At 71.1% G+C, this 25,530-nt stretch carries 28 protein-coding genes; 14 read left to right on the top strand and 14 right to left on the bottom strand.

Translation table 11 applies throughout. The annotated features are described in order from the left end of the window. Positions 1-245 precede the first annotated feature (245 nt). From ACFSKW_RS38885 to ACFSKW_RS38875, 3 genes are all read right to left on the bottom strand, one after another. Entirely contained in the window at positions 246-2,825 is a 2,580-nt protein-coding gene (locus tag ACFSKW_RS38885) for a Tex family protein (protein ID WP_379578645.1), read from the bottom strand. Positions 2,826-3,351: 526 nt separating this feature from the next. Beyond that, positions 3,352-3,666 (bottom strand): hypothetical protein, encoded by a 315-nt coding sequence (locus tag ACFSKW_RS38880; protein ID WP_379578643.1) that lies wholly within the window; start codon positions 3,664-3,666, stop codon positions 3,352-3,354. 220 nt (positions 3,667-3,886) lie between these two features. Beyond that, complete coding sequence (locus tag ACFSKW_RS38875) at positions 3,887-4,816, bottom strand: AraC family transcriptional regulator (RefSeq protein ID WP_379578641.1); 930 nt, start codon at positions 4,814-4,816, stop codon at positions 3,887-3,889. Between the two features lie 82 nt (positions 4,817-4,898). On the opposite strand from ACFSKW_RS38875, the gene ACFSKW_RS38870 reads away from it, so the two are divergent. From ACFSKW_RS38870 to ACFSKW_RS38840, 7 genes are all read left to right on the top strand, one after another. Beyond that, positions 4,899-5,066: a hypothetical protein gene (locus ACFSKW_RS38870; protein ID WP_379578639.1), complete on the top strand. Its 168-nt coding sequence runs from the start codon at positions 4,899-4,901 to the stop codon at positions 5,064-5,066. Continuing rightward, on the top strand, positions 5,063-5,536 hold the full coding sequence (locus tag ACFSKW_RS38865) for an anthrone oxygenase family protein (protein ID WP_379578637.1): 474 nt from the start codon (positions 5,063-5,065) through the stop codon (positions 5,534-5,536). The genes ACFSKW_RS38870 and ACFSKW_RS38865 overlap by 4 nt, the downstream gene beginning before the upstream one ends. Before the next feature lie 108 nt (positions 5,537-5,644). Continuing rightward, positions 5,645-7,282 (top strand): ABC transporter substrate-binding protein, encoded by a 1,638-nt coding sequence (locus ACFSKW_RS38860; protein WP_379578635.1) that lies wholly within the window; start codon positions 5,645-5,647, stop codon positions 7,280-7,282. Continuing rightward, positions 7,282-8,295: an ABC transporter permease gene (locus ACFSKW_RS38855; protein WP_379578633.1), complete on the top strand. Its 1,014-nt coding sequence runs from the start codon at positions 7,282-7,284 to the stop codon at positions 8,293-8,295. The genes ACFSKW_RS38860 and ACFSKW_RS38855 overlap by 1 nt, the downstream gene beginning before the upstream one ends. Further along, on the top strand, positions 8,292-9,137 hold the full coding sequence (locus ACFSKW_RS38850) for an ABC transporter permease (protein WP_379578631.1): 846 nt from the start codon (positions 8,292-8,294) through the stop codon (positions 9,135-9,137). The genes ACFSKW_RS38855 and ACFSKW_RS38850 overlap by 4 nt, the downstream gene beginning before the upstream one ends. Then, the gene (locus ACFSKW_RS38845; protein ID WP_379578629.1) at positions 9,134-9,937 is read left to right on the top strand and encodes an ATP-binding cassette domain-containing protein; all 804 of its coding nucleotides are present in this window, start codon (positions 9,134-9,136) and stop codon (positions 9,935-9,937) included. Before ACFSKW_RS38850 ends, ACFSKW_RS38845 begins: the two co-directional genes overlap by 4 nt. Then, a complete protein-coding gene (locus ACFSKW_RS38840) occupies positions 9,934-10,809 on the top strand; it encodes an ABC transporter ATP-binding protein (protein ID WP_379578627.1) in 876 nt (291 codons plus the stop codon). Before ACFSKW_RS38845 ends, ACFSKW_RS38840 begins: the two co-directional genes overlap by 4 nt. 103 nt (positions 10,810-10,912) lie before the next feature. Here ACFSKW_RS38840 and ACFSKW_RS38835 read toward each other — a convergent pair whose 3' ends face one another. Together ACFSKW_RS38835 and ACFSKW_RS38830 are read right to left on the bottom strand one after the other, a co-directional pair. After that, on the bottom strand, positions 10,913-11,269 hold the full coding sequence (locus tag ACFSKW_RS38835; protein WP_354913508.1) for a DUF742 domain-containing protein: 357 nt from the start codon (positions 11,267-11,269) through the stop codon (positions 10,913-10,915). Continuing rightward, positions 11,262-13,154 (bottom strand): sensor histidine kinase, encoded by a 1,893-nt coding sequence (locus ACFSKW_RS38830; protein ID WP_379578624.1) that lies wholly within the window; start codon positions 13,152-13,154, stop codon positions 11,262-11,264. The genes ACFSKW_RS38835 and ACFSKW_RS38830 overlap by 8 nt, the downstream gene beginning before the upstream one ends. Before the next feature lie 163 nt (positions 13,155-13,317). Between ACFSKW_RS38830 and ACFSKW_RS38825 the strand changes: the two genes are divergently transcribed. Next, complete coding sequence (locus ACFSKW_RS38825) at positions 13,318-14,883, top strand: ABC transporter substrate-binding protein (protein WP_379578620.1); 1,566 nt, start codon at positions 13,318-13,320, stop codon at positions 14,881-14,883. 3 nt (positions 14,884-14,886) lie between these two features. Here the strand turns inward: ACFSKW_RS38825 and ACFSKW_RS38820 are convergent, their stop codons facing one another. Continuing rightward, positions 14,887-15,051 carry a hypothetical protein gene (locus tag ACFSKW_RS38820; RefSeq protein ID WP_379578653.1) on the bottom strand — a complete coding sequence of 55 codons (165 nt, stop codon included), beginning with the start codon at positions 15,049-15,051 and terminating at the stop codon, positions 14,887-14,889. A gap of 20 nt (positions 15,052-15,071) precedes the next feature. Here ACFSKW_RS38820 and ACFSKW_RS38815 point away from each other — a divergent pair, with 20 nt between their 5' ends. Continuing rightward, a complete protein-coding gene (locus ACFSKW_RS38815) occupies positions 15,072-15,701 on the top strand; it encodes a hypothetical protein (protein WP_379578651.1) in 630 nt (209 codons plus the stop codon). A gap of 5 nt (positions 15,702-15,706) precedes the next feature. On the opposite strand, the gene ACFSKW_RS38810 is transcribed toward ACFSKW_RS38815, so the two are convergent. Next, complete coding sequence (locus tag ACFSKW_RS38810; RefSeq protein ID WP_379578618.1) at positions 15,707-16,006, bottom strand: hypothetical protein; 300 nt, start codon at positions 16,004-16,006, stop codon at positions 15,707-15,709. Between the two features lie 10 nt (positions 16,007-16,016). Beyond that, positions 16,017-16,907 (bottom strand): NmrA family NAD(P)-binding protein, encoded by an 891-nt coding sequence (locus tag ACFSKW_RS38805; RefSeq protein ID WP_379578616.1) that lies wholly within the window; start codon positions 16,905-16,907, stop codon positions 16,017-16,019. A gap of 80 nt (positions 16,908-16,987) precedes the next feature. Between ACFSKW_RS38805 and ACFSKW_RS38800 the strand changes: the two genes are divergently transcribed. Together ACFSKW_RS38800 and ACFSKW_RS38795 are read left to right on the top strand one after the other, a co-directional pair. Beyond that, a complete protein-coding gene (locus ACFSKW_RS38800) occupies positions 16,988-17,545 on the top strand; it encodes a TetR/AcrR family transcriptional regulator (RefSeq protein WP_379578614.1) in 558 nt (185 codons plus the stop codon). Next, on the top strand, positions 17,542-18,048 hold the full coding sequence (locus tag ACFSKW_RS38795) for an AAA family ATPase (protein ID WP_379578612.1): 507 nt from the start codon (positions 17,542-17,544) through the stop codon (positions 18,046-18,048). Before ACFSKW_RS38800 ends, ACFSKW_RS38795 begins: the two co-directional genes overlap by 4 nt. Before the next feature lie 52 nt (positions 18,049-18,100). On the opposite strand, the gene ACFSKW_RS38790 is transcribed toward ACFSKW_RS38795, so the two are convergent. Then, the gene (locus ACFSKW_RS38790; RefSeq protein ID WP_379578610.1) at positions 18,101-19,267 is read right to left on the bottom strand and encodes a low temperature requirement protein A; all 1,167 of its coding nucleotides are present in this window, start codon (positions 19,265-19,267) and stop codon (positions 18,101-18,103) included. Between the two features lie 285 nt (positions 19,268-19,552). Then, positions 19,553-20,434, bottom strand: coding sequence for an SDR family oxidoreductase (locus tag ACFSKW_RS38785; protein ID WP_379578608.1), 882 nt, complete (start codon positions 20,432-20,434; stop codon positions 19,553-19,555). Positions 20,435-20,496: 62 nt separating this feature from the next. Between ACFSKW_RS38785 and ACFSKW_RS38780 the strand changes: the two genes are divergently transcribed. Next, a complete protein-coding gene (locus ACFSKW_RS38780) occupies positions 20,497-21,453 on the top strand; it encodes a helix-turn-helix transcriptional regulator (protein WP_379578606.1) in 957 nt (318 codons plus the stop codon). Between the two features lie 115 nt (positions 21,454-21,568). After that, positions 21,569-22,444 carry a TIGR03619 family F420-dependent LLM class oxidoreductase gene (locus tag ACFSKW_RS38775; RefSeq protein WP_379578604.1) on the top strand — a complete coding sequence of 292 codons (876 nt, stop codon included), beginning with the start codon at positions 21,569-21,571 and terminating at the stop codon, positions 22,442-22,444. A gap of 143 nt (positions 22,445-22,587) precedes the next feature. Here the strand turns inward: ACFSKW_RS38775 and ACFSKW_RS38770 are convergent, their stop codons facing one another. Further along, positions 22,588-22,737, bottom strand: coding sequence for a hypothetical protein (locus ACFSKW_RS38770; protein ID WP_379578602.1), 150 nt, complete (start codon positions 22,735-22,737; stop codon positions 22,588-22,590). A 75-nt stretch (positions 22,738-22,812) separates the two neighbouring features. On the opposite strand from ACFSKW_RS38770, the gene ACFSKW_RS38765 reads away from it, so the two are divergent. Then, positions 22,813-23,631, top strand: coding sequence for an alpha/beta fold hydrolase (locus ACFSKW_RS38765; RefSeq protein ID WP_379578600.1), 819 nt, complete (start codon positions 22,813-22,815; stop codon positions 23,629-23,631). Here ACFSKW_RS38765 and ACFSKW_RS38760 read toward each other — a convergent pair. The 3 genes from ACFSKW_RS38760 to ACFSKW_RS38750 are packed head-to-tail and all read right to left on the bottom strand — an operon-like array spanning position 23,597 to position 25,505. Then, entirely contained in the window at positions 23,597-24,298 is a 702-nt protein-coding gene (locus tag ACFSKW_RS38760) for a hypothetical protein (protein WP_379578598.1), read from the bottom strand. The genes ACFSKW_RS38765 and ACFSKW_RS38760 overlap by 35 nt on opposite strands. Continuing rightward, complete coding sequence (locus ACFSKW_RS38755; RefSeq protein ID WP_379578596.1) at positions 24,295-25,155, bottom strand: ATP-binding cassette domain-containing protein; 861 nt, start codon at positions 25,153-25,155, stop codon at positions 24,295-24,297. The genes ACFSKW_RS38760 and ACFSKW_RS38755 overlap by 4 nt, the downstream gene beginning before the upstream one ends. Next, entirely contained in the window at positions 25,152-25,505 is a 354-nt protein-coding gene (locus ACFSKW_RS38750) for a GntR family transcriptional regulator (RefSeq protein ID WP_379578594.1), read from the bottom strand. The genes ACFSKW_RS38755 and ACFSKW_RS38750 overlap by 4 nt, the downstream gene beginning before the upstream one ends. Positions 25,506-25,530: the final 25 nt, after the last annotated feature.

Genomic DNA, 25,530 nt, shown 5'->3' with positions numbered 1-25,530 from the left:
GACCGAGCGGCAGGGAGCGGGTGGTGTGACGGTCGTTCGGTGGCGCTGGGTGTGCGGGGTCGTCGCTGGCGGGCGGGGTACGGAAGTCGACCGAAGCGGCAGGGGCGCGGGTGGTGTGACGCGCTGTCGGTGGCGCGAGGGACCGGGCGGTGGCGCTCGATCGGGCAGGGGCGTACGGGAACTCTGGTGGTTGACCTGGGGCGTGGGGTGGGCGACCTGGGTCGGTGCGCCCACCCCGCGTGCGATCAGTAGTCGTCGCCTGCCAGGCCCGCCTTGCGCAGGGCCTCGGCGAGCGCGCCTGTCGGGGCAGGCCGGCGCTGGCCGCCGCGCTGGCCGCCCTGGCGACCACCGTCGCGGCCGTCTCCGGAACGGCCGCCGCCGTTCCCGCGGCCACCGTCACGGCCTCCGCCGTCGCGGCCACCACGGCCGCCGTCACCACGGCCACCATCACCGCGGTTGTCGCCGCGTCCGGCGTCGGCGCCGCGGCCACCGCCGGAGCGTCCGTCGGCGGAGCGGCCACCCGAGCGGCCCTCGCCGCGACCGTCAGCGGCCCGGCCGCCACCGGGGCGGCCACCCTGCTGCGCGCCGCCCTGACGGCCGTCCGCGCGGCCCTCCGACGAACGGCCGCCGCGCCCCTGCCGGGAGCCCGCGGCGCTCTCGTCCTCCAACCGCAGCGTGAGCGAGATGCGCTTGCGCGGGATGTCGACCTCGAGCACCTTGACCTTGACGATGTCGCCGGGCTTGACCACATCACGCGGGTCCTTGACGAACGTGCGCGACATCGCCGACACGTGGACCAGGCCGTCCTGGTGCACGCCGATGTCGACGAACGCCCCGAAGGCCGCGACGTTCGTCACGACGCCTTCGAGGATCATCCCGGACGACAGGTCGGAGAGCTTCTCCACCCCGTCCTTGAACGTCGCCGTCTTGAACGCCGGCCGCGGGTCACGTCCCGGCTTCTCCAGCTCGCCCAGGATGTCGGTCACCGTCGGCAGGCCGAAGGTGTCGTCGACGAACTCGGCGGGCTTGAGCGAGCGCAGCGTCGCGGTGTTGCCGATCAGCGACTTGAGGTCGGTGCCGACGGTGGTGAGGATGCGGCGCACCACGGGGTACGCCTCGGGGTGCACGCTGGAGGCGTCGAGCGGGTCGTCGCCTCCGGGGATGCGGAGGAATCCGGCGCACTGCTCGAACGCCTTGGGGCCGAGCCGCGCCACCTCCTTCAGCGCGCTGCGCGACCTGAACGGCCCGTTGGCGTCGCGGTGCTGGACGATGTTGTCGGCCAGGGTCGAGCCGATGCCCGACACGCGGGTCAGCAGCGGCGCCGAGGCGGTGTTGACGTCGACGCCGACCGCGTTGACGCAGTCTTCGACCACCGCGTCGAGCGAGCGCGACAGCCTGGTCTCGGCCAGGTCGTGCTGGTACTGGCCGACCCCGATGGACTTCGGGTCGATCTTGACCAGCTCGGCCAGCGGGTCCTGCAGGCGGCGGGCGATCGAGACCGCGCCGCGCAGCGACACGTCGAGGTCGGGCAGTTCCTGCGAGGCGTAGGCGGAGGCGGAGTAGACCGACGCGCCGGCCTCCGAAACCACGATCTTGGTCAGCCCCGGCATGTGCTTGACCAGCTCGCCGGCCAGCTTGTCGGTCTCGCGGGAGGCGGTGCCGTTCCCGATCGCGATCAGCTCGACGCCGTGCTTCTGGGCGAGCGCGCCGAGCACGGCCAGCGACTGGTCCCACTGCCGCTTGGGCTCGTGAGGGTAGATGGTCGCGGTCTCGACGACCTTGCCCGTGGCGTCGACGACGGCCACCTTGACGCCGGTGCGCAGGCCGGGGTCGAGACCCATCGTGGCGCGCGTGCCCGCGGGAGCGGCCAGCAGCAGGTCCCGCAGGTTGGCGGCGAACACCCGCACCGCCTCGTCCTCGGCCGCCTGCCACAACCGCATGCGCAGGTCGAGGCCGAGATGGACGAGGATCCGCGTGCGCCACGCCCAGCGGACCGTGTCGTTCAGCCACTTGTCGGCGGGCCTGCCCTGGTCGGAGACACCGAAGCGGGAGGCGATGCGCAGCTCGTACTCGGGCCCCTCCTCGGGCTCGAGCGCCACCGAGAGGATCTCCTCCTTCTCGCCGCGGAACATCGCGAGGATCCGGTGGGAGGGCAGCTTGGTGAAGGGCTCGCTGAAGTCGAAGTAGTCGGAGAACTTGGCCCCCGCCTCCTCCTTGCCCTCGCGCACGGTCGAGGCGGCCCTGCCGTACGACCACATGCGCTCGCGCAGCGTGCCGATCAGGTCGGCGTCCTCCGCGAACCGCTCGATCAGGATGGCCCGCGCGCCCTCCAGGGCCGCGGCGGCGTCGGCCAGCCCCTCCACGACGTACGGCTCGGCGGTGGCGGTGGGGTCGAGCGTCGGGTCGGCGAGCAGCGCGTCGGCCAGCGGCTCCAGCCCGAGCTCGCGGGCGATCATCGCCTTGGTGCGGCGCTTCGGCTTGTAGGGGAGGTAGATGTCCTCGAGGCGGGCCTTGGTGTCGGCCGCGAGGATCTGCTCCCTCAGCTCGTCGGTGAGCTTGCCCTGCGACTCGATCGACTCCAGGATGGCCGCGCGCCGCTCCTCGAGCTCGCGCAGGTAGCGCAGCCGCTCCTCCAGCGTGCGCAGCTGCGCGTCGTCGAGCGCGCCGGTGACCTCCTTGCGGTAACGCGCGATGAACGGCACGGTGGCGCCGCCGTCGAGCAGGTCGACCGCCGCTTGCACCTGCCCGTCGCGTACGCCCAGCTCTTCCGCGATCCGCTGGTGAATAGAGAGCACTGATTCGCCTTTCGATGGTCCGCCGCCCATTGTGCCGGACCCGGGGCGCGAGTGCGCTCGCCTGAGCCGTCTTGCCTGCACAGGAGGGCCCTTCCTCCCGCACGGCACGCCGACCAGGCGCCTCCGCTCCCGATGGTCCCGTCCGCCGAGGGCGCGCGCCCAGCAGGACTTCGGTCCCGCCGTCACGGCGAGCCTGAACCCGCAACCCTAGACTCCGGCACCGACGTTTTCCGCGACGCGGGGACGACCACGCGCGTGCCGCCGCCCTCCGGCGGGAACGGCGGCGGCACGCCTCCTCAGCGGGGAACGGCCGCCTTCGAGGGGGTCGAGCACTCGGGACACGCGGGCCCCGTCCACGGCGCGGGCACCAGGTGGCCGCGGTCACGCCAGGTCACGGCGCACCTGCCACGCCCGTTGTCGACGTGCCACGCCTCATAGGTGTGCTGCCATTCCGAGCGGCATTGAGGGCAGTGATGGGTCCATGTCTCCAGTACGACGCAGCAATCCTTCATGTCTGGCTCCGATCATGTGGTGGTACGGCGGGCGTGGAGCCCTGTCACGTACGCCACACGCAGAGCAGCGTCTGGAGTTCGGCCGTCCGCGCGCATGGGCGCGCGGCGGGCACGCTGCTCGCGGGGGTGCGAGGCCTCGGTGCGGCCCGGCGGGCGGGACGGCGGAGGAGTCGTCCCGCCTTCCGCGAGATCTCCTCGACCGAGAAGCGTTCGGTGGCGACGACCTCGCGTTCGGAGGCGTGCGCCTCGGCGTGGGGCGCGGGCGGGCCGATGACCTGCATGGTCCAGGCGAGGGCGGCCACGAGCACCCATAGCCATGCCCTTCCGCCGGGGGACAGGCGGGGCACAGCGGCGATCACGTACCGTGATATGTCCGCTGCTCAGAGCGTGGAATCGTAACGGAGTGTAATATTCGTCCTCGGCCGCCGTCGGCGTGGCCGCATCCGCGGGCGTGTTTCCGGATGGGGCGGCTCGCGTGGTGGGGTTCCCGCCCTGGCGGGCGGTCAGGGGCGGACGGGCGTTCCGCTGGTGCGGCTCGTCAGGAGCGGGGTTCTCCGGGAGGGCCGGGTCGGGGGAGGGTTACGCGGGGGCCATGCGGTGTTCCTGGGGGCTGAGGCCCCTCTCCCGCTTGAACGCCGTGCTCAGCGCGAACGCGCTGCCGTACCCCACCTTGTGGGCCACGGACGCCACGGTCGCCTCGGGCTCGCGCAGCAGGTCGGCGGCCATGGTGAGCCGCCAGTCGGTCAGGTAGGACATGGGTGGCTCGCCCACCAGCTCGGTGAAGCGGCGGGCCAGCGCCGCGCGGGAGACGCCGACGCGCTCGGCCAGCGCGGAGACGGTCCACGGGGTGGCGGGCTCGTTGTGCAGCACCCGCAGGGCGCGGCCGACGACGGGGTCGCTGTGCGCCTGGTACCACGCGGGCGCCTCCGCCTCGGGCCTGGAGAACCAGGCGCGCAGCGTGGCGATGAGCAGCAGGTCGAGCAGCCGGTCGAGGAAGACCTCCTGTCCGGGCTGGTCCTTGGCCACCTCGTCGCCGAGCAGCGTGAGCAGGGGTGAGTCGAGTGAGGGGACGACCAGTGTCGGCGGCAGGGCACGCAGCAGCCGCCTGCTGATCTCGCCCTGCATCTGGTAGGTGCCGCTGAGCATGGCCGTGGGGCCGTCGAGGCTGTCGCCCCACGTGCGGACGCCCAGGTCCATCGACGCGCACAGCTCCACGCCGTCGACCGTGGTGCTGCGCTCGCCGGGGTGGATGAGGATCGTCGGCTCGGTGCCGGGGTCGTCGGCCACGTTGTAGGCCTCGGGCCCTCGCATGATCGCCACATCACCCGGCCGCAGCAGTACGGGAGGCCCGCCGTCGGGCACCACCCAGGACTCGCCGCGCAGCATGGAGACCAGCGTCAGCGGGGCCCGGTCGAGGATGCGCACCGACCACGGCGGTGTCATGATCGAACGGAGCAGGAAGGCGCCCCGGGCTCGCGGCCCGTCGAGGAGTCCTGCGAGAGCGTCCATGTCGGAAAGCCTAGACGCTCGATGATGCGGGCGAGCTTCTCGACGATGGCCGCCGCGCAGGGGTCCCGGCCAAGCTGAGGGCATGACGAACCTGGTCCTGGGCGGGACCGGCAAGACCGGCCGCCGCGTGGTGAAGAAGCTCGAGTCCCTCGGTCCGCCTGATCGCGTCGGCTCGCCGGGCCGTGAGCCGCGGGACTCCCGCCCGTACGCCGAGGAGAGCGCCGCGACCGGGGTGTGGGGCCGACGATGACGACGCTGACGCAGATCACCGCGTTGCTCAGCCTGGTGCTGCTGGGCGCGATGGCGGGGTTGTTCTACGGGTTCACGATCTCGGTGATGCCGGGGCTCGACGCGATCAGGGCCGACCAGGCGGTCGCGGCGATGCGCAGCGTGAACAGGAAGATCCTGAACCCGGTGTTCCTCCTGATGTACCTGGCCACGCCCGTCGCCCCTCTCGCGACCGGGGCGCTGCTCCTGACGCAGGACGTCTCCGAGGCGGGGATCGCCTTCCTCGCCTCCGGCGCCCTCTACGTCGTCGGGTCGTTCGCGGTCACCGCGGCGATCAACGTGCCGATGAACAACGCCCTGGAGGCGGGCCAGGGCGAGGCGCAGCGGCTCTGGTCCGCCTACACCTCGCGCTGGCAGCGGTGGAACACGATCAGGGGCGTGGTGAGCTTCGCCTCTCTGATCACCGCCGGAGTCGGGCTGCTGTTGTGGTGATGCCCGCCAAGCGGGAGGTGTAAGTCGCTACGATCTTGCGCGGGCGGGGTGAAACCTGGGCGAAAAGCGCGGATCCCGTCAGAGTGGCTTACGAAAGGAAATCCCCCCATGCGCTGGCACAAGCGTCTGCTCACCGCAGGGGTCGTCGGGGCCGTGACCATGACCGCTTCCGCGTGCGCGGGCGGACAGGTACGCGGTGCCAGCCAGCCCCCTTCAGCGCCCGCCACAGGGACCGCCACAGGATCGACAGCCTCCCCCCAGGCGAGCACGGCGACGGAGAACGACAAGGCGTTCGTCTACGCCCCCAACCTGGACGTGGTCACCGACTGGGACCCCGCGACCTCGTACTCCAACGAGAACATCGCGATGCAGAACATCTACGAGTCGCTGACCCGCTACAACGTCACGACCCAGAAGCCCGAGCCGCGCCTGGCCACCGAGTGGAGCTCGGCGGCCGGCGGCAAGGAGTGGACGTTCAAGCTCCGCGAGAACGTGAAGTTCCACAGCGGCAACCCCGTCACCGCCGAGGCCGCCAAGAAGGCCATCGAGCGGACCAGGAAGATGAAGGGCGGCGCCGCCTACATCTGGGACTCGGTCAAGAAGATCGAGACCCCTGACGAGCACACGCTGAAGTTCACCCTGTCCTACGCCACCCCGCTCGACCTGGTGGCCTCCTCCGGCTACGCCTCCTACATCTACGACACCAGCACGGTCGACCAGGCGAAGGACGGCAAGACCGACGCGGGCACCGGCCCCTACACGATCGACACGTGGGAGAAGGGCAAGGAGACCGAGCTCACGCTCAAGGCCTTCGAGGGCTACTGGGGCGGCTGGAAGCCCGAGCAGTACAAGAAGGTGGCCTTCCGCGTCACGCCGGAGCTGAACACGGCCTGGCAGCTGCTGCAGAAGGGTGAGGTGAACTTCGTCCAGCGGCTCAACCCGCAGCTGTTCGCGCAGGCCGGCACCACCGCCGGCGTCCAGGCGGCGCAGACGCCTTCCTTCCAGAACCTGATGCTGCTGTTCAACACCGAGAGCGGCCCGCTCAAGGACGTCCGCGTACGGCAGGCGCTGCAGAAGGTCCTCGACTACGACGGTCTGGCCGCCGCGCTCAAGGGCGCAGGGCAGAAGGGCTCGGGCCTGGTGCCGCAGGGCCTGCTCGGCTTCACCCCCGGCCTGGAGCCCAAGCAGGACATCCAGGAGGCGACCGAGCTGCTGGCCTCGGCCGACTACGGTCCCGACCTCAAGGAGCTGAAGCTCAGCCTGACCTACGCCCAGGGCGACGCCGACCAGCAGTTGCTCGTCACGCTGCTCAGCACGGAGCTGAAGAAGCTCAACGTCACCCTGCAGGCCAAGCCCATGCAGTGGAACCCGCAGTGGGACCTCGGCAAGAAGAAGGGCCAGGACATCTTCGTCATGTACTGGTTCCCCGACTACGCCGACCCCTACTCGTGGTTCGTCAACGTCTTCCGCAGTGCCGACCCCGTCTCCTTCAACCTCTCCTACCTGAAGGACGAGGCCGTCGACAAGGCGATCGACGCGCTGCCCGAGCTGACCGCGACCGACAGGGCCGCGGCCGAGCAGTCCTACGCGGATCTGCAGAAGAAGATCATCGAGGAGAAGGCCGCGGTCGCGGTGCCGTACGTGCAGACCTACCAGCGCGCGCTCTCGGCCGGCGTGCAGGGGTACGTCGACAACCCCGCCTACCCGAACGTGGTCTCCTTCTACGAGCTGAAGCCCACCGGGTGATGCGTTACCTGGCTCGCCGGCTCGGCCAGGCTCTCCTGGTCGTGGCCGGCGTGGTCATGCTCACGTTCGTCATCATGCGGATGGTGCCGGGCGATCCGGCCGTGGCGTACGCGGGGCCGAAGGCGACGCCCGAGCAGCTCGCCGCCGCACGTGAGCAGTTCGGCCTGGACCGGCCGCTCCACGTTCAGCTCTGGAACTACGCCAGGGATCTCGTCACCGGCGACTGGGGCACGAGCCTGCGCACCCGGAGGCCGGTCGTCGACGACCTCCTCACCGCCTTCCCCGCCACGCTGGAGCTGGTGGGCGCGGCCCTGATCGTCGCGATCCTGGTGGGGGTGCCGGTCGGCGTGCTCGCCGCCCGCTACAAGACGAAATTTCCCGACTTGTCGGTACGGCTGGGCTCCATGCTGGCCGTCTCCGTCCCCGTGTTCTGGCTGGCGCTCGCCCTGCAGACCCTGTTCGCCAGCCATCTGGGCTGGTTCCCCGTCGCCGGCGAGTACGACAACACGCTCGACACCACCAGCCCGCTCACGCTCTGGACCAACATCACGATCGTGGACGCCCTCATCACCGGCAACTGGCCGATCTTCACCAGCACGCTGAACCACCTCGTGCTGCCGTCGCTGGTGGTCGCCGCCTATCCGGCGGGCGTGATCGCCCAGATGACCCGCGCCGCGCTCATCGAGGAGTCGAGCCAGGACCACGTGCGGCTGGAACGGGCCATGGGCTTCGGCGAGACCGCCATCCTGACGCGCTTCGCGCTGCGGCCCGCGCTCAACCCCGTGCTGTCGCTGATCGCCCTCGTCTTCGCCTACTCACTGGTCAACGGCTTCCTCGTCGAGGCGGTGTTCAACTGGCCTGGACTCGGGCGCTACGCGTTCAACGCCATCACCTCCGCGGACACGCCGGGCATCGCGGGCGTGACCGTGCTCGTCGCCGGGGTCTACGTGCTGGCCAACCTGGTCGTGGACCTGCTGCAGGGCGTCATCGACCCGAGAGCGAGGGCGCGATGACCGCCGTCGAGCCGCGCAGGCGACTGTTCCGCGTCCCCGACCGCTTCGCGGCCTTCGGGGCGGTCCTGCTCGTGCTCATCGCGCTGTCGGCGATCTTCGCGCCGTGGCTGGCGCCGTACGAGGAGAACGACCCCAGGCCGCTGGATTCGCTGCTGCCGCCCAGTGGTGCGCACTGGTTCGGCACCGACCAGGTCGGCCGCGACGTCCTCACCCAGGTCCTGTACGGCGGGCGCACCTCGCTGGCGATCGCCGCCGCCGTGCTGGCCATGTCGGCGACGGTCGGCGTCACGCTCGGCGTCGTCGCCGGGTACGCGGGCGGCTGGGCGCGCGACGTGATCATGCGGATCACCGACGTCTTCCTCGCCTTCCCCGCGCTGCTGCTCTCGCTGGCGCTCGCCGTCGTGCTGCAGCCGAGCGTGACCACGGTGATCCTGGCGATCGCGGTGACCTGGTGGCCCTGGTACGCCCGCCTGTCGGCCGCGGTGGCCGCCTCGGTCGCCACCAGGAGCTACGTGGACGCGGCCCGCTGCCTGGGCGTGCCCGCCCCCGTGATCGTGGCGCGGCACGTCCTGCCGAACTCCCTCACACCCGTCCTCGTGCAGCTCTCGCTGGACGCGGGAGGCGTGATCCTGACCGCGGCCGCGCTGTCCTATCTGGGGCTCGGCGCGCACGAGCCGACCGCGGAATGGGGACTGATGGTGCAGCAGGGACAGACGCTCTTCACCACGAACTGGTGGGTGGTCACCTTCCCCGGCCTGGCCATCCTGCTGACGGCGTTCGCGTTCAACGTGCTCGGCGAAGGACTGCGCGGCGCGCTCGACCCGCGGAGGGCCGCCAGGTGATCAGCATCCGCGACCTGCGGGTCGCCTACGGGACCCGGGTGGTCGCGCACGTGCCCGCGCTCGACGTGGGCGCGGGAGAGTGCGTGGCGATCGTGGGAGAGAGCGGGTCGGGCAAGTCCACCACGCTGCTGGCCGCGCTCGGCCTCACCGAGGGCGCCGACGTGTCGGGGGAGGTGACGGTGTGCGGGGTCGACGTCCTGCGGGCCAGGCCGCGTGCGCTGCGGGCGATCAGGGGGTCGAAGGCCGCGCTGGTCATCCAGTCGCCTCAGGCGGCGCTGTCGCCGACGACGCGGCTCGGCGCGCTGATGCGCAGGGCGCTCAGGCTCCATGGCGTCACCGGCCGGCCTTCCCGGGCGAAGAGCCCTTCAGAGGAACCCGGCGTCCCGGGCGGGAGTCCGCGCGGGGGGATCGACGGGGTGATGGCGGAGGCGTGCGAGGCCGTGATGCTCGATCCCGCGATCCTGCGCCGCTACCCGCACGAGATCTCCGGCGGCCAGGCCCAGCGGTTCGCCATCGCCCTCGCCATCGCGCTCGGCGCGGAGGTGATCCTCGCCGACGAGCCGACCAGCGCCCTCGACGTCACCGTCCAGGCCGAGGTGGTCGGCGTGCTGCGCAGGCTCCGCGAGGAACGAGGGCTGGCCCTCCTGATCGTCTCCCACGACCTCGCGCTCGTCTCCACGATCGCCGACCACGTGCTGGTCATGAAGGACGGCGAGGTCGTGGAGTCGGGCCCGGCCGCCCAGGTGTTCACCCGCCCCGGCCACCCCTACACCCGCGAGCTGCTGGAGGCGCTCCCATGATCATGCGCGCCGAAGGCGTCACCCTCGCCTACGGAAGGACTCCCGTCGTCCACGACGTCACCCTCGACATCTCCGCGGGCGGCGTCGGCCTCATCGGCGAGTCAGGCTCGGGCAAGACCACACTGGCCCGCGCCTTCCTCGGCCTGCTCAAGCCCGTCAGGGGCCGCATCACGTACGGCGGGCGGGACCTGCGCGAGGTCGACATGAAGGTCTTCAGGAAGGCGGTCCAGCCGGTCTTCCAGGCCGAGTCGCTCGACCCCAGGATGTCCGTCGGCCGCTCGATCGCCGAGGGAAGCCGTGACAGGGCGGCGGTGCCCGCGCTGATGGAGGAGGTCGGGCTCGACCCCGCCCTCGCAGGTCGCAAGCCGCACCAGCTGTCGGGAGGCCAGCGCCAGCGCGTGGTCATCGCCAGGGCCCTGGCCGTGCGGCCCGAGCTGCTCATCCTCGACGAGCCCACCAGCGCGCTCGACGTCACCGTCCAGGCCAGGATCCTCGGTCTGCTCGAAGGCGTCGGGACCGAACGGCTGCTCATCACTCACAACCTGGCCGTGGTGGGGCGGCTGTGCCGTACCTCCCACGTGCTCTTCGCCGGGCGGATCGTCGAGTCGGGGCCGACGGAGGACCTGCTGCGGCGCCCCGCCCACCCCTACACGCTGGCGCTGCGTGACGCCGTGCCGAAGCTGGGCGGCGAGCCGCCGGTGGCCAGGGGACGGGCGGAGTCGGCGCCCGCCGAGACGGGATGCCCGTTCAGGCTGAGGTGCCCGCTGGCCGTACCGGAGTGCGAGAGCGCGCCCGAACGGCGGGAGGTGGCGGGCAGGACGGTCGCCTGCCACCGGGCGGAGCTCGTCCTCACCGGGCTCGCGGCCAGGTGAGGGACACGGCGGCAGGCCCCGTACCGACCGGCGGCACGGGGCCTGAGGCCCGCTGAGGAGCCACGGGCCCGCGGTCCGCCGATCAGCGGACGCAGGCCGGTGATCACAGGGCGCGCAGCCCGTTGATCACTTCCAGCATCACCTTGGCGTCGGGCGCGGGCGGCGGCTTCTCGACCTCGACCAGCTTCTGCGCGTGCAGGTCGCCGACCAGCACACGCACGACTCCGATCGGGAGGTTCAGCTCCGCGGCCACGTCCACCAGCCGTGTGGGCTTGGTGCACTGTTGAAGGATGATCAGATGCTCGGGGCCGAGGCCCACGGGCATGGCCAGGCCGCCCGCCGTGATGATCACGGCGATGAGGTCGATGGCCTCGCTCGCGGGCACGGTGCGACCGCGGGTCAGCAGGTAGGCCGGGACGATGGGACCTGCGTCCTCGTCCAGCCAGCGCTCCTCACTCACTGGTCACCACCCGCATCTTTCTCACGGGTTCCTGCTCCTGCTCCTCGGGTGTCACGACGAGCTCTGCGGGGATCAGCACGATGGCGGTGGTCCCTCCATATGGCGAACCGCGCAACGTCACGCGGATGTCATGCCTGGCGGCCAGGCGGGCGACGACGAACAGGCCGAGCCTGTCGCTGTCGGCGAGATCGAACTCGGGCGGGTTGGCCAGCCGCTCGTTGAGGTCGGCCAGCTCCTCCTCGCTCAGCCCGAGGCCCCTGTCCTCCACCTCCACCACGAAACCGTGTGCGGCGAGCTCGCCCCGCACGATCACCGTGGTCTGCGGAGGGGAGAAGACAGTGGCGTTCTCGATGAGTTCGGCGATCAGGTGGATGACGTCGCCGACCACGGGCCCGGCCAGCGAGTGGGCGGGCATGGGGGAGACGGTCACCCGGGTGTAGTCCTCCACCTCGGCCGAGGCGCCGCGCACCACGTCGTGCAGCGGCACCGGCTTGCGCCAGCCGCGGCCGGGGGCGGCGCCGGACAGGATGATCAGTCCCTCGGCGTGGCGGCGCATGCGGGTGGTCAGGTGGTCGAGGCGGAACAGGTCGTCGAGGGCCTGCGGATCGGTCGCGGTGCGCTGCATGCCGTCCAGCTGGATGCGCTGGCGGTGCAGCAGCGTCTGGCTGCGCCTGGCGAGGTTGCGGAAGACCTGGCCGACGCCGGCGCGCAGCCTGGCCTCGCCCACGGCCGCCTCGACGGCGGTCTGCTGGACGGTGGCGAAGGCCTTGCCGACGTCCGCGATCTCGGCTGTCCTGCCCGGCACGGTCAGCTCGGGCATCTCGACCTCCTCGCCCTGACGCAGCTTGCGGACCACCTGCGGCAGCTCGGTCTCGGCCACCTCGAGCGCCGCCTGGCGCAGTCCCGCCAGTTCCTTGGACAGCCTGTTGCCCATGCGCAGCGAGATCACGATCGAGACCACCACGACCAGCAGGCCGGTGCCCGCCAGGACCATGGCGTTGACGAGCACCGCGTCGGCCACGGGCTCGGCGCGCTCGGTGAGCACGACGCTCGCCTCGTTCTGCGCGTTCTGGATGGCGTTGGCCAGCGCGGTGGAGGTGGAGGGCCAGTCGGCGGGCGCGCGGCCCGCGATGATCTGCTCCTCCATGATCCTCAGCCGCTGGTACGCAGGGGTGGTGATGATGCCGACCTGGATCTCGCGCAGCGGCGCGTCCAGCTCGGACAGCGCCTGGTCGATGAGGAAGCGGCGGTTGCCGACGAGCTGGGTGAAGAGCTTGCGCTCCTCGTCGGCGGGGTTGCCGACCGCGATGGCCTGCTCCCTGGTCAGCAGCTCCTTGGCGTACCCGAGGTTGATGACCAGGCGTGACTGCTCGTAGATCGGGATGTCGTCGATCAGCGCGACGCTGCGCTGCAGGCCGAAGATCGCGTCGGAGATCGCGTTGTAGGCCTCGATCGTGGGCAGCCTGGGCGACAGTCCCGCGTCGACCTCGCCTCTGATCGCCTCAAGGCGCGACAGCTGGCTGAGGACCGTGTCGATCTGGCGGCGCACCGCCTCGCTGCTGGAGCTGCGCGAGCGGTCCGACAGCCGCCGGAAACTGTCTCTGGCCGCGTCGGTCCTGGCCCGCTGCTCGTAGGCGTCGCTCTGGTCCGCGGGAGCGTGCCGGCGCACCACGAGTCTGGCCGAGGTCAGCCGCTCGCGCTGAAGCTCGCCGATCAACTGGCTCGCCGGTTGGCGTAGATTGGTCCAGCGCTCCTTGTACGAACGCAGCTCAAGGCTCTCGCCTGCGGTCACGGCCACGATGACACCCCACAAGGTGATCATCGAGACCAGCGGGACTAGCAGCAGGCCGACGATCTTCACCCTGATCGTGCGGCTTCGGCCCATGACACCTCACTCCGGTCGGTCCCTAGCATCGGAACCCCGGATTTGGGACAGGTGAGAGCCTAGCAACTGCACCTCACTTTTTCCCGATTTTTCGGGATTTTCAGCGTGATTTCGTGATCTTGGAGTAGGTTCGCCAGCACAATCGGGGAGTAGAGGGAGGCAGATGCGCCGTCGGCTGATCGCGGCCGCGCTCGCGCTCCTTCTCGCGGGCTGTTCGGCCCCGCTCGCACGGCAGGAGCAGCGGCCGCCCGCGAAGGAGTCCACGTTCGTGTACGTGGAGAACCTCGGCGTGGTCACCGACTGGGACCCGGCGAGCTCCTACTCCAACGAGATCATCGCGATGCAGAACATCTACGAGTCGCTGACGTTCTACAACCCGGTCACCAAGAAGGCGGGCCCGCGCCTCGCCACCGCGTGGCGCGCCTCGCCCGACGGCAGGACCTGGACCTTCACCCTGCGCTCCGGCGTCACCTTCCACACCGGCAGACCCATGGACGCGGCCTCGGTCAAGGCGTCGATCGAGCGCACCATGGCCTCCAAGAGCGGCGCCTCCTACATCTGGGACGCGGTCGAGACCATCAGGGTCGACGACCCTCTCACGGTCACGTTCACGCTGAAGTACGCGGTGCCGCTCGACCTGGTCGCCTCCTCCGGATACGCCGCCTACATCTACGACACCGCCGCCGCGCCCGACCTCAAGAAGTGGGTCTCGACCGGAAGAGACGCGGGCACGGGCCCGTACACGGTCGCCGGCTGGCGCAAGGGCAAGAGCGACGAGCTCACGCTCAAGGCGTATCCGGCCTACTGGGGCGGCTGGGACAGACCCCACTACACCACCGTCAAGTACGTGGTCGTCCCCGAACCCGAGGAGGCGTGGCGCCGCCTGCTGCAGGGCGAGGTCAGCTTCGTACACCGGCTGAACCCGGCCCTGTACCGCAGGGCGAGCAGGACGGCGGGCGTGCGCACCGCCGACATGCCGTCGTTCCAGACGGCGATGCTGCTGTTCAACACCGCCTCGGGCCCACTGACCGACGTGCGGATCCGCAGGGCGCTGCGCAAGACCATCGACTACTCGGGCACGCTCCGCGTGCTGCGCGGGGCCGCCTCTCCCGCGACGGGCCTGGTTCCAGACGGGCTGCTCGGCCACGTGGCGGGCCGCTCACCCCGGCAGGACCTGCAGGGCGCGGCGGACCTGCTCGCCAGGGCGGGGTACGGCCCCGGCCGTCTCCCGCTCCGCCTCACCCTCACCTACGCCCAGGGCGACGAGGACCAGCGCGTCTTCGTCCAGCGCCTGGCCGCCACCCTCGAGCCGCTCAACGTCACGCTCGTGGCCAAGGCGATGCCGTGGGAGGAGCAGTGGGCGCGCGGCAAGAAGCGCGGGCAGGACATCTTCCTCATGTACTGGTGGCCCGACTACGCCGACGCCTACTCCTGGTTCGCCAACGTCTTCAGGAGCGCGGAGAGCGTCCAGTTCAACCTGACCTACCTCAAGGACCGCGACGCCGACGCGCTGATCGACACCCTGCCCCAGCTCACGGTCACCGACCGCGCGGCGGCGCAGAAGGCCTACGCCAAGCTCGGCAGGCGGCTGCTGGACGTGCAGGCGGCGGCCGCGGTGCCGTGGGTGGTCAACTACCAGCGCGCCTACCTGAGCGGCATCCAGGGCTACAGCGACAACCCCGCCTACCCCGACGTGGTCTTCGTCCACGAGCTGCGCCCGGTCGGCTGAGGGTCAGGCCCTCTTGTCGGGGACCTCGACGCGCTCGCGAAGCCTGGACCTGATCTCCTCCGGCGTGTAGGCGCGGCGCCGCCGTTCGGCGCGGGCCATGACGACACCGGTCGCGGCGACTCCCGCCATACCGGCCAGGCCGAGAATCTTCCACCACTTCGTGCGCATGTGCCTAGGGTAGTGGTGTGCTGACTCTCGACGAGGCCGTGAACCTCACCCGCACCGGCGACCTCTGGGTGTTCAGGGGACGTTCGGTGCCCGACCGGGCGATCCAGACGGTGACCAACAGCCCGGTCAACCACGTGGGCATGTCCATCGTCATCGAGGACATGCCGCCGATGATGTGGCACGCCGAGCTCGGCAAGTCTCTGCTCGACCTGTGGTCGGGCACCCACCAGCGCGGGGTGCAGCTGCACGACCTGCGCGAGGCGGTCACCGTGTGGGGCCAGAGGTACGGCCAGCGCGGCTGGCTACGGCAGCTCGAGCCCATGGCCACCGGCGAGATGGAGGACGCGGCCCTGCGCACGGTCGCCAGGCTCGACGGCACGCCGTTCCCCTCGACCGCGCGCCTGGCGGGGCGGTGGCTGCGCGGCAGGGTTCCGCGCCTCCGGCGTGAGGTGGGGGAGCGGACGCTGGAGCGCGCCTACTGCGCCGAGGTCGTCGCCGTCACCTACGAGGAGATGGGCCTGCTCTCCCCCGGACGCAGGCCCAACTGGTACGACCCTGGAAGGTTCTGGAGCGGTGACGACCTCGACCTGCGGATGGGCCGGAAGCTGGGCGGCGAGATCTCCGTGGCCGTGCCGCTCGCCCAGGGCTGACGCGGCTACCCGGCCAGCTCCCACACCGACTCGAACGCCTCCCGGCTGATCTCCGTCAGCTCCCAGATCTCCAGCGCCTGGTCGGTGAGGAAGCCGTGCTCGTCCTGCAGGTGGCGCCACCAGTAGCGGTGGACCGAGCGGTCGGCGCCGATCTCGACCTGCCTGATCGCCCAGTGCTCGCCGTCGCCCTCGACGCTCTCGAACAGCCACACCCCGCCGTCCTCGTCGTCGGCCCTCCAGTGGTGTCGGGCCAGGTCGGACTCGGCGAGCTGCCTGATGACGGGCTCACGTAGATCTGGAAGCACGCGCCCCACTCTAGGAGGCGCGACCGACACTTCCGCCGGCCGCCAGGGCCCGGAACGCGGCCGCCCCTTCACGCTCCATCCACGTCGCGAAGTCCATCAGGCCGGGGTGAAGCCTCCTGAGCATGGGCACGTCCGCGCTCCATCCCGCGAAGGATCCCGTCAGGTCGGGCTCGTAGCCGCCGAGCCGTTCGCGCAGCTCGGCGGGCAGCGGGTCGGTGTCGATCGGCACGCCCACCACCTCGCGGACCGCCGCGACCAGGCTGTCGCGCGGCAGTTCGTCGCCCGCGAGCTCGATCTCCCTGCCCACGTAGGCGTCGGGGTCGCCGAAGGCGAGCCCGGCGAACGCCCCGATGTCGGCCACGGCGATCAGCTGGACCGTCATCCCCCGCGGGATGATCCTGACCAGCGCGGTCTCGCCGAAGACGCCGAAGCGCGGGTCGAGGTGGTTCGACATGAACTGCACGGGCCGCAGGATCGTGTACGGCACGCCGCTCGCGCGCACGTGTCGCTCGATGTCCAGCTTGGGCGCCCACGGCCGGACGGTGGGGGCGCGATGGAGCGCGCCGACCGAGGTGTAGACGAGGTGCTTCACGCCCGCCTGGCGCGCGGCGTCGGCCACGTTGACGCCGAGCCGTACCTCCTCGTGGTCGAAGTCGGGCGAGCCCGCGGTGGGCTGGACGCTGAAGACGCCGTAGGCGCCCTCGGCGGCGGCGTCGAGCGCGGCCCTGTCGCCCATGTCGCCCCTGACGAGCTCGGCCCCCGCGGCTTCGAGCTCCCGCGCGGCCGCCGCCGAGGGGTCGCGCACGAGCGCCCGCACCCGCCAGCCGTCGGCCAGCAGCCGGTGGGCGGTCGCGCCGCCCTGCTTTCCTGTCGCGCCTGTGACCAGCACGATTCGTGTCATCTGCGTCTCCCGTGCCTAGGATGTGGAGCAGTGCTCCGATAATAGGCGGAGCACTGCTCCGGTTGTCAACAGGAGGACGCATGGCCGACGTGGCCCGCGCCGACGCGCGGCGCAACTACGAACACCTGCTGGGCGTGGCCCGTGAGGTGTTCGCCGAGCAGGGCACGGACGCCTCGCTGCGCGAGGTCGCCCGCCGCGCCGGCGTGGGCATCGGCACCCTCTACCGGCACTTCCCCACGCGGGAGGCGCTGCTGGAGGCGCTGACCCGCGCGGGCTTCGAGGCCCTGCGCGAGCGGGCCGACGAGCTGCTGACCGCCGACGCTCCGCGCCAGGCCCTGCTCGACTGGCTGCGCGTGTTCGCCGTCCGCTCGACCACCTACCGGGGGCTGCCCGAATCCGTGATGGCCGCGCTCCGCCAGGAGGGCTCGGAACTGCACGCGTCCTGCGAGGCCATGCGTACGGCGGGCGGCAGGCTGCTGGCCAGGGCGCAGCAGGCGGGAGAGGTGCGCCCCGAGGTCACCGGCGCCGAGCTGCTGGCCCTCGTCGCCGGCATCGCGTGGGCGGTCGAGCAGTCGCCGGGCCGCGACGACCTCATGGACCGCCTGCTGGCCCTGGCCGCCAACGGCTTCCTCCCGTGACGGCGTCCACGCGGCTCGTCGTCCTTCGCGGCAACTCGGGCTCGGGCAAGACGACCGCCGCCCGAGCGCTCCGCGCCGCCTACGGCAGGCGCGGCCTGGCCGTCGTCGGCCAGGACGTCGTCCGCCGCGACATCCTGCGCGAGCACGACAGGCCCGACGGCGTGAACATCGGCCTCATCGACACGATCACCCGGTACTCGCTGGAGCACGGGCACCACGTCGTCCTCGAAGGCATCCTCGCGGCGGACCGCTACGCGCCCATGCTGGCGGCGCTGGAGCGCGACCACGCGGGGCGGGCGGAGTTCTTCTACCTGGACGTTCCGCTCGAAGAGACCCTCCGGCGGCATGCCACCAGGCCGCAGTGCGCGGAGTTCGGCGAGGAGCTGATGAGGGAGTGGTACGTCGAGCGGGACCTGCTGCCCGACACGGACGAGCGGATCATCGACCAGGACAGCTCGCTCGACGACACCGTCGACCTGTTGATGGGCGCGCTGCTCGCCTGATCCGGTGCTCGCCGATTCGCCGATTCGACGGCTCCTCGGAGAACGGCAGGCGTCAGGGGCGGCGGGGACGCTCCAGCAGGGCGTCGGTCGCCGCCACCGCGCCCACGACCAGCGTGGCCACGATCCCGAGGGCCAGCGGCGGCATCAGCGACGGTGCGAGGATCACCAGCACCCCGACCGCGGCCAGCACCGCGACCCCGGCGATCCGGTTGAGCGACAGGTCGCCGAACACGGCCCGCTTGAACAGCGCGTGCCCCACCAGGAACAGCGCGGGCCCGCCGAGCACGGTCAGCGCGGTGCCCAGCGAGATCTCGCCGGTCGGGTGCGCGATCGCCAGCTCGTCGCCGACCGCGGTGATGATGATCCCCATGACCATCGGGATGTGGATGTAGGTGTAGGCCGACCTGCCCAGCCGTGCCGGGTCGTCCGACTCGGCGATCGCCTCGGCGGCGGCCTCCGCCGTACGGTCGAAGTAGACCCACCACATCGCCACGCTGCCCAGGAAGGCGATCACGAACGCGGCCACCGTCGCCGCCGTCAGGTGGTCGTTGTCGGCCAGAGTCAGCCCGGTGACCAGCACGGACTCGCCGAGCGCGATGATCACGAAGAGCTGGCAGCGCTCGGCCATGTGCGCGCCGTCGATCGTCCAGTCGGTGGTCGAGACCCTGCCGGCATACGGCGTGCGGTAGCCCGCCCACGGCCCGCCGTACTCCACCAGCAGCGCGGCGATCCACAGCACCGCCTGGGCCGTGCCGCCGAGGACGGCGCCGGTGATCCACAGTGCGGCGCTCGCGACGTGCCAGACCAGGATCAACCGGAAGGTGCGCCCGATCGGGAAGGTCCGCGTCGCGACGGCCACCGCCATCGCCCGCCCGACCTGGATGGCGACGTACGCGCCCGCGAACCACAGCGCCCGATCACCGAACGCCTGGGGCAGCGCCGCCGACATGACCAGGCCTGCCAACATCATCCCTGTCAGCGTCAGCCGCAGCACGGGATGGTCGGGATTGCCCAGGTTGGTGGTCCACGTGGCGTACATCCACGCCCACCACACCGCCAGCGTGAGCAGCAGCGTCTGCGCGGCTCCCGCCACGTCGAGATGGGCGAGGAGCAGGTGGGACAGCTGAGTGATGGCGAACACGTAGACGAGATCGAAGAAGAGCTCGATGGGCACGACCTTGGCGGTCTCGCCGCGAGGCCGAAGAATCTCCGCTGCCATTGGCTTCCTTCCCCCTGTGCCCGCGAGAACCCGTGGACCCGCTGCGACCCTGCGTACCGATTCGTCATAGTAGGGCCCGTCACACCCCGACGATCACGTCTGCTGTGGATGGTTCGGGGGAATTGCCCGCATGATCACTCGGCGGCCACGATGGTGCCATGATCGCCCGCGACCTTGAACCAGCGGGAAGACCGGCAGCGGTGACCCGCAGGAGGCGAGGCCCGCACCGGGTGGATCGAGCCGGACCCCTGGGGTCGGCGGGACGCCCAGGGAGATCGGCGACGATCAGCGGAAGTCCGCGACGTGGTCGCGGGCCCATTCGGCGTAGCTGCGTGGGGGGCGTCCGGTGACCTGCTCCACGTCCGGCCAGACCCGCATGAGCGCCGACCAGTCCTGGTCGGCGTAGCCGTCGGCGCCCTTGGCGGCATCACCGCCGTACTCGACGAAGCCCAGCATGAGGTCGGCCGACTCGGCGGCGAACCCTCCCTGCGCCTTCATCAGCTCACGGGCGAGCTCGCGGGTGACCTCCTCGTAGCGAACCGGTTCGCCGAGCGCGTCGCCGATGGCCGCCACCTGCTCGCGAATGGTAACCAAGCCGGGCCCGGTCAAGGTGTACGCCCTGCCGTGATGACCGTCCTCCAGCAGCGCGGCGACCGCGACGGCGGCGATGTCGGCCTCGTGGACGAGGTTCATCGGCTCGTCCGCGAACGGGTAGCGGACCACGCGCTCAGCCCGGATGGAGGGTGCCCAGATCTGCAGCAGGTTCGTCATGAACCCGCACGGCCGTACGTGCGTCCATTCCAGCCCGGACTCCTCGACCGCCCGCTCCACCGGGTTGGTGTGCAGACCGGCGGTCACCGACGCCGCCGACAGCACCACGATGCGCCGTACTCCCGCCTGCGCGGCCAGCGCGACGACCTCGCGCGCGCTCTCCTCCACCGAGAACAGGTACACGCGTTCCACGCCTTCCAGCGCGGCGGCCACGCTCGCGGGTGCGGTGAGGTCGCCCTCGACGACCTCCACCTGGGGCGGCAGGTTGGCCTCCGCGGGGTTGCGGGTCAGCGCCCGCACGTCGGCGCCCGCCCTCACGAGCCGGTCAACCACGTGGCGGCCGACGATCCCCGTCGCCCCGGTCACCAGGATCCTCATCTGCGTTCCTTCGTTCATGGAAGCAACGCTAGAGACAATTCATGTCACTTCCTGACCGGAATATGCGGGAACCTGGAATCATGGCGAACACGAGCGCGCGCATGCTGCGGCTGCTGTCCCTGCTGCAGAACCACCGGTACTGGCCCGGCCTGGAACTGGCCGATCGGCTCGCAGTGAGCGAGCGCACCCTGCGCCGCGACATCGACCGGCTACGGGAGCTGGGTTACCCGGTCGACGCCAACCGCGGCGTCGCCGGCGGCTACCAGCTCCGATCCGGTACGGCGATGCCGCCCCTGCTGCTCGACGATGAGGAGGCCGTCGCCATCGCGGTCAGCCTTCGCACCGCCGCCGGCGGCACCGTCGAGGGCATCGAGGAGACCTCGCTGCGCGCCCTGACCAAGGTCGTCCAGGTGATGCCGCCCCACCTGCGCCGCCGTGTGGACGCCGTACGGGACTCCACCGTCGCCGTGCCGACGGACGGCCCTCAGATCGACGCCGCCACGCTCACCGTGATCGCCCAGGCGTGCCGCGACGACGAACGGCTCACCTTCACCTACGCCGGCCCGTCCGGCGAGCCGGCCACCCGGCTGGTCGAGCCGCACCGGCTCGTCTCACTCAAGCGCCGCTGGTATCTGGTCGCCTTCGACCTTGATCGCGCGGACTGGCGCGTGTTCCGACTCGACCGCCTTACCGACCCGGCCGCCACCGGAGCCCGCTTCCGCCCTCGCGACCTGCCCGCCGCCGACGCCGCCGCCTTCGTCCAGGACCGGCTCGGCTCCCGCCCCACCCGGCACGACATCACCGTCCTCCTCCACGCTCCGGCCGGAGTGGTCGAGCAGGTCGCCGCCGTCACCGGCGGCCGGGTCGAGCCCGTCGACGACCGCTCCTGCCACCTGCGGCTGCAGGTGGACGCCTTCGACTGGCCGGTGCTCATCCTCGCCGCGGTGGGCGCGGAATTCGACGTCATCCATCCCCCCGCGTTCCGCCACTACCTTCGCGACGTGGGCGGGCTCTTCCTCCGCGCCGGCGCGGCCTAGCCGGCCCTCCGCTCGAGTCGGTGCGATGAGCCCCGAGGCGGTTGGCGGGCGTGGGGGTTCCCGGGGCTCTCACAGGTTGCCTTGACGCTGGCGTCAACGTTTTAGCGTGGCCGCCATGAAGTTCGGGATCAGCTACAGCACGCCGTATCACGGGGTCGACCCAGACAAGCTCGCCGCCTACGCCCAGCACGCCGAGGAAGGCGGCTTCGAGTCCCTGTACGTGCCGGAGCACATCGTGCTCTACCCCGGCGCGACCATCGGCTCCTTCGCCATGCCGCCGTCGCTGCCGTACGGTGATCCTCTCGACTGCCTGGGCTTCGCCGCCGCGCACACGAGCCGGATCCTGCTGGGCACGGGCGTGCTGCTGCTGCCGTACCACCACCCCGTGACGCTCGCCAAACGCCTGGCCACCATCGACGTGCTGTCGAAGGGGCGGATGCGGCTGCTGACGGTGGGGCTGGGGGCGCTGCCCGGTGAGGCCCAGGCGGTGGGCGTCGATTACGCCACCCGCGGCCGCAGGGCCGACGAGGCGATCGACGTGCTGCGGCTGCTCTGGGAGGGCGGCGAGGAGGGCGTCGGCTACGCAGGGGAGTTCTTCGCCTTCGAGAACCTGAGCAGCTTCCCGAAGCCTTACGGGGTCACGCGTCTGCCCATCCACGTCGGCGGGTCGAGCCGGGCGGCCGCGCGCCGCGCCGGGCTGCGCGGCGACGGGTACTTCCCCGGCGGCGCGCTCCACGCCGACGAGCGGGCCGTTCAGCTGGACATCGCCAGGAAGGCCGCCGTGGAGGCGGGGCGCGATCCGGAGGCGCTGGAGTACACCCGGTCCGCGTCGATGGACATCTCCGCCGAGCAGGTCGCGGCCCTCGCCGAGCAGGGCGTGACCCGTATCGTCGTCAGCTCCGGCGCCACGGAACCGGACGAGCAGCGCGACCAGATGTCCGCCTTCGCCGAGCGCCTCATGGGCCGGGCGGCAGCAGGCTCCAGTTCTTGAGGTGGCGAAGGCGCGGCCGGGTGCGGCAGGTCAGCCGCTCGGCTCGGGCACGGCCCGCTGTCCGGGCATGGCAGTAAGCCGCTCGCCCGGTCGGGTGCGGGCGAGGGCTCAGGTTGCCGGTCCTCCGTCCGGTCCGGCCTGCCTCAATGCCGGCGCGGGCGCAGCCGGTTCAGGAACCGTCGCGCCTTGGCCTGGTTCTGCGGGTCGTTGGCCATGCGCTTGGCCTTCTCGATCGTCTGCTTGCCTTGCGGGCTGCGCAGGTACGCGCGCAGCTTGTCCATGAGCGTGGTCATGGGCGTCCCCTACCCACGATGCCTCCACATTCGCCTCTCGCCCCCTGCGTAGAGTGTCCGGCGATGTGGACCACGATGACTCTTGAGCATGACGGCGTTCGGCTGGTCTGCCGCGACAGCGGAGGACCGGGGCCCGCCGTCCTGTTGCTTCACGGCCTGGCGGGGCAGTCCCGCGAGTGGGAACCGCTCGGCGAGCGCCTCGGTGGCCGCTACCGGCTTCTGGCTCTGGACCAGCGCGGACACGGCGACAGCGAGCCGCGGCCTGGCGACACCTCCAGGGCCGCCTTCGTCGCCGACGCCGTCGAAGCGATCCGAGCGCTCGACGTCGCGCCGGTGATCCTCGCAGGGCAGTCGCTCGGCGGGGTCACCGCCATCCAGACCGCCGCCGCGCACCCTGACCTCGTCGCCGCGCTCCTGCTGGTCGAGGCGGGCGCCGCACCGGGCGAGACCGGACTGCCCGGCCAGATCGACGGCTGGCTCGGCTCGTGGCCCGTCCCCTTCGCCACCCGGGGGGACGCGGCGGGATTCTTCGGCGGCGGGCCGGTGGGCGAGGGATGGGCCGCAGGGCTGGTCTCCACGCCGGACGGCCTGCGCCCGCCGTTCGACCCCGAGGTCATCGTGAACGTCGTCGCCGACCACGTGCATCGCTCGAACTGGGAGGCGTGGGCGCGCATCACCTGCCCGGCGACCGTCGTCCTCGGCGAGCAGGGCATCCTGCCCGCGGGGGAGGTGGCCGAGATGCGGCGCCTCCGCCCGGACGCCCGGTTCGTCACCGTGCCCCAGGCCGGGCACGATCTCCATCTGGACCACCCCGCCGCGGTGGCGGGCGAGCTCGATGAGCTCGCCCGGCGGCTGCTCGTCACACGTTGTTCCGCAACGGGACGTCGCGGATGATCAGCCAGGTGAGGCCAAGCCCGACGGCGAAGGTGGCCAGCCCCGCGGTGAGCGCGAGCCCCACCGACTCCTGGAGGTCGAAGCCGAGCTTGAAGGTGATGAACGGCAGCGGCATCTTGTCGCCGATCGTGCTCTGCGCGAACAGGATCATGACGATGCCGACGGGTACGGCCAGCAGCCCCCCGCCCTGCCACCGGTAGAACGCGGCCGAGACGAAGGCGCCGGTCACGAGCCAGGCGAGGAACATCACCGTGTACTCGACGAAGATCAGCGGAACCTGGGTGGGGGCGGTGAAGAGGTGGGCGTGGTCGAGCGCCCAGGTCCAGCCCGTCACGCCGTACAGCACGGATTCCAGCAGGAAGCTGATCACCAGCAGGACGGACAGGAACGGGGCGAAGATCGCGAGGGTGACCGCCGCCTGGAAGCCGAACTGGCGGCGGCTCTGCCCGTGGGCGATGAACAGCGGCAGGAACTCGGTGACCAGGGCGACGCCGGCGAACAGCGCGTACCAGCGGGTCAGCTGGACGGCCTTCTCCCACACGCTCTCGTCGAGGTCGCCCCAGACGGCGATGCCGACGGTGACCAGCGTGATGACCACGAAGTAGGCCAGCCAAGCGAAGCCCGCGACCCACATGTTGGCGCAGAGGAGGCGGCTGGGGAATCTCATGAGGCCGGGCCTCCCGTCAGGTGGATGAACAGCTCCTGCATCGCGATGGGGCCCGTCTCCAGACCCGCCCTGCGGGCCTCCGCGTGGTCGAGCCTGCCGTAGACCATGGCGGAGCTGGTGGGGCCGAGCTTCTTGGTGCCGAGGACGGTGAGGTCCCTGGTGAAGGACTCGACCTGCTCGGTGGGCCCCGTGACGGAGGTGCCCATGGACACCAGCTCGTCGGCGGGGGAGTGGACGACGAGGCGGCCCCTGTCGATGATCACGACCTCCTCGAACAGGGCGCTGACCTCCTCGATGAGGTGAGTGGACAGGATCATGGTGCGCGGGTGCGCCATGAAGTCGGCCAGCAGCGCGTCGTAGAAGGCCTGCCTGGAAGGGGCGTCCATGCCGAGGTAGGACTCGTCGAACATGGTCAGCGGAGCGCGCGAGGCGAGCCCCACGACCACACCGACGGCCGAGCGCTGGCCCTTGGACATGGTCTTGACGTTCTTCTTGGGGTCGAGCTCGAACAGGTCGATGAGCTCCTTCGCGTAGGCGGCGTCCCATCGGGGGCGCAGGTCCTCGGCGAAGTACAGGGCGTCCTCCACGGTGCCCAGGTCGATCGTCTCCCCCGCGTCGCGGATCAGCGAGATCTCCCTGGTGGTCGCGGTGTTCTCGAAGATGGGGCGGCCGTCGGCCAGGGCGCTGCCCCCGCTCTGCCTGCGGAAGCCCGCCAGAACCGACAGCAGGCTCGTCTTCCCCGCGCCGTTGCGGCCGAGCAGCCCGTAGATCTTGCCGCCGTCGAGCGCGAGCGACAGCCCCTCGATGGCCGTGACCTCGCCGTAGCTCACGCGGAGGTTCTCGACGTCGATCCTCATCGGCTGTTCCTGATGCGGTCGATCACGTCGTCGAGCGCGATGCCGATGGCCTTGGCCTCGGCCACCATCGGGTCGACCACCTCGCTGAAGAAGCCCTCCCTGCGCTCCGCGCGGAGCGTGTCCCGGGCGGCAGGGCTGACGAACATCCCGATACCTCGTTTCTTGTAGAGGACGCCTTCGTCGACCAGCTGCTGGAACGCCTTCTGCGCGGTGGCGGGGTTGATCCGGTAGAAGGCGGCGTACTGGTTGGTCGACATGACCTGCTCGTCTCCCTTCAGCGCCCCGCTCATGACCTCGGCCTTGATGCGGTCCGCGATCTGCCGGTAGATGGGGCTCCGGTCGTCGAACATGGCTTCTCGCTTCGTTGGTTCGTTA

It is taken from the genome of Nonomuraea mangrovi (assembly GCF_042681425.1).
In the GTDB taxonomy this organism is placed as follows: domain Bacteria; phylum Actinomycetota; class Actinomycetes; order Streptosporangiales; family Streptosporangiaceae; genus Nonomuraea; species Nonomuraea mangrovi.
Note: the sequence above shows the minus strand (reverse complement) of the source record. Positions and strands in the feature narration are given on the sequence as shown.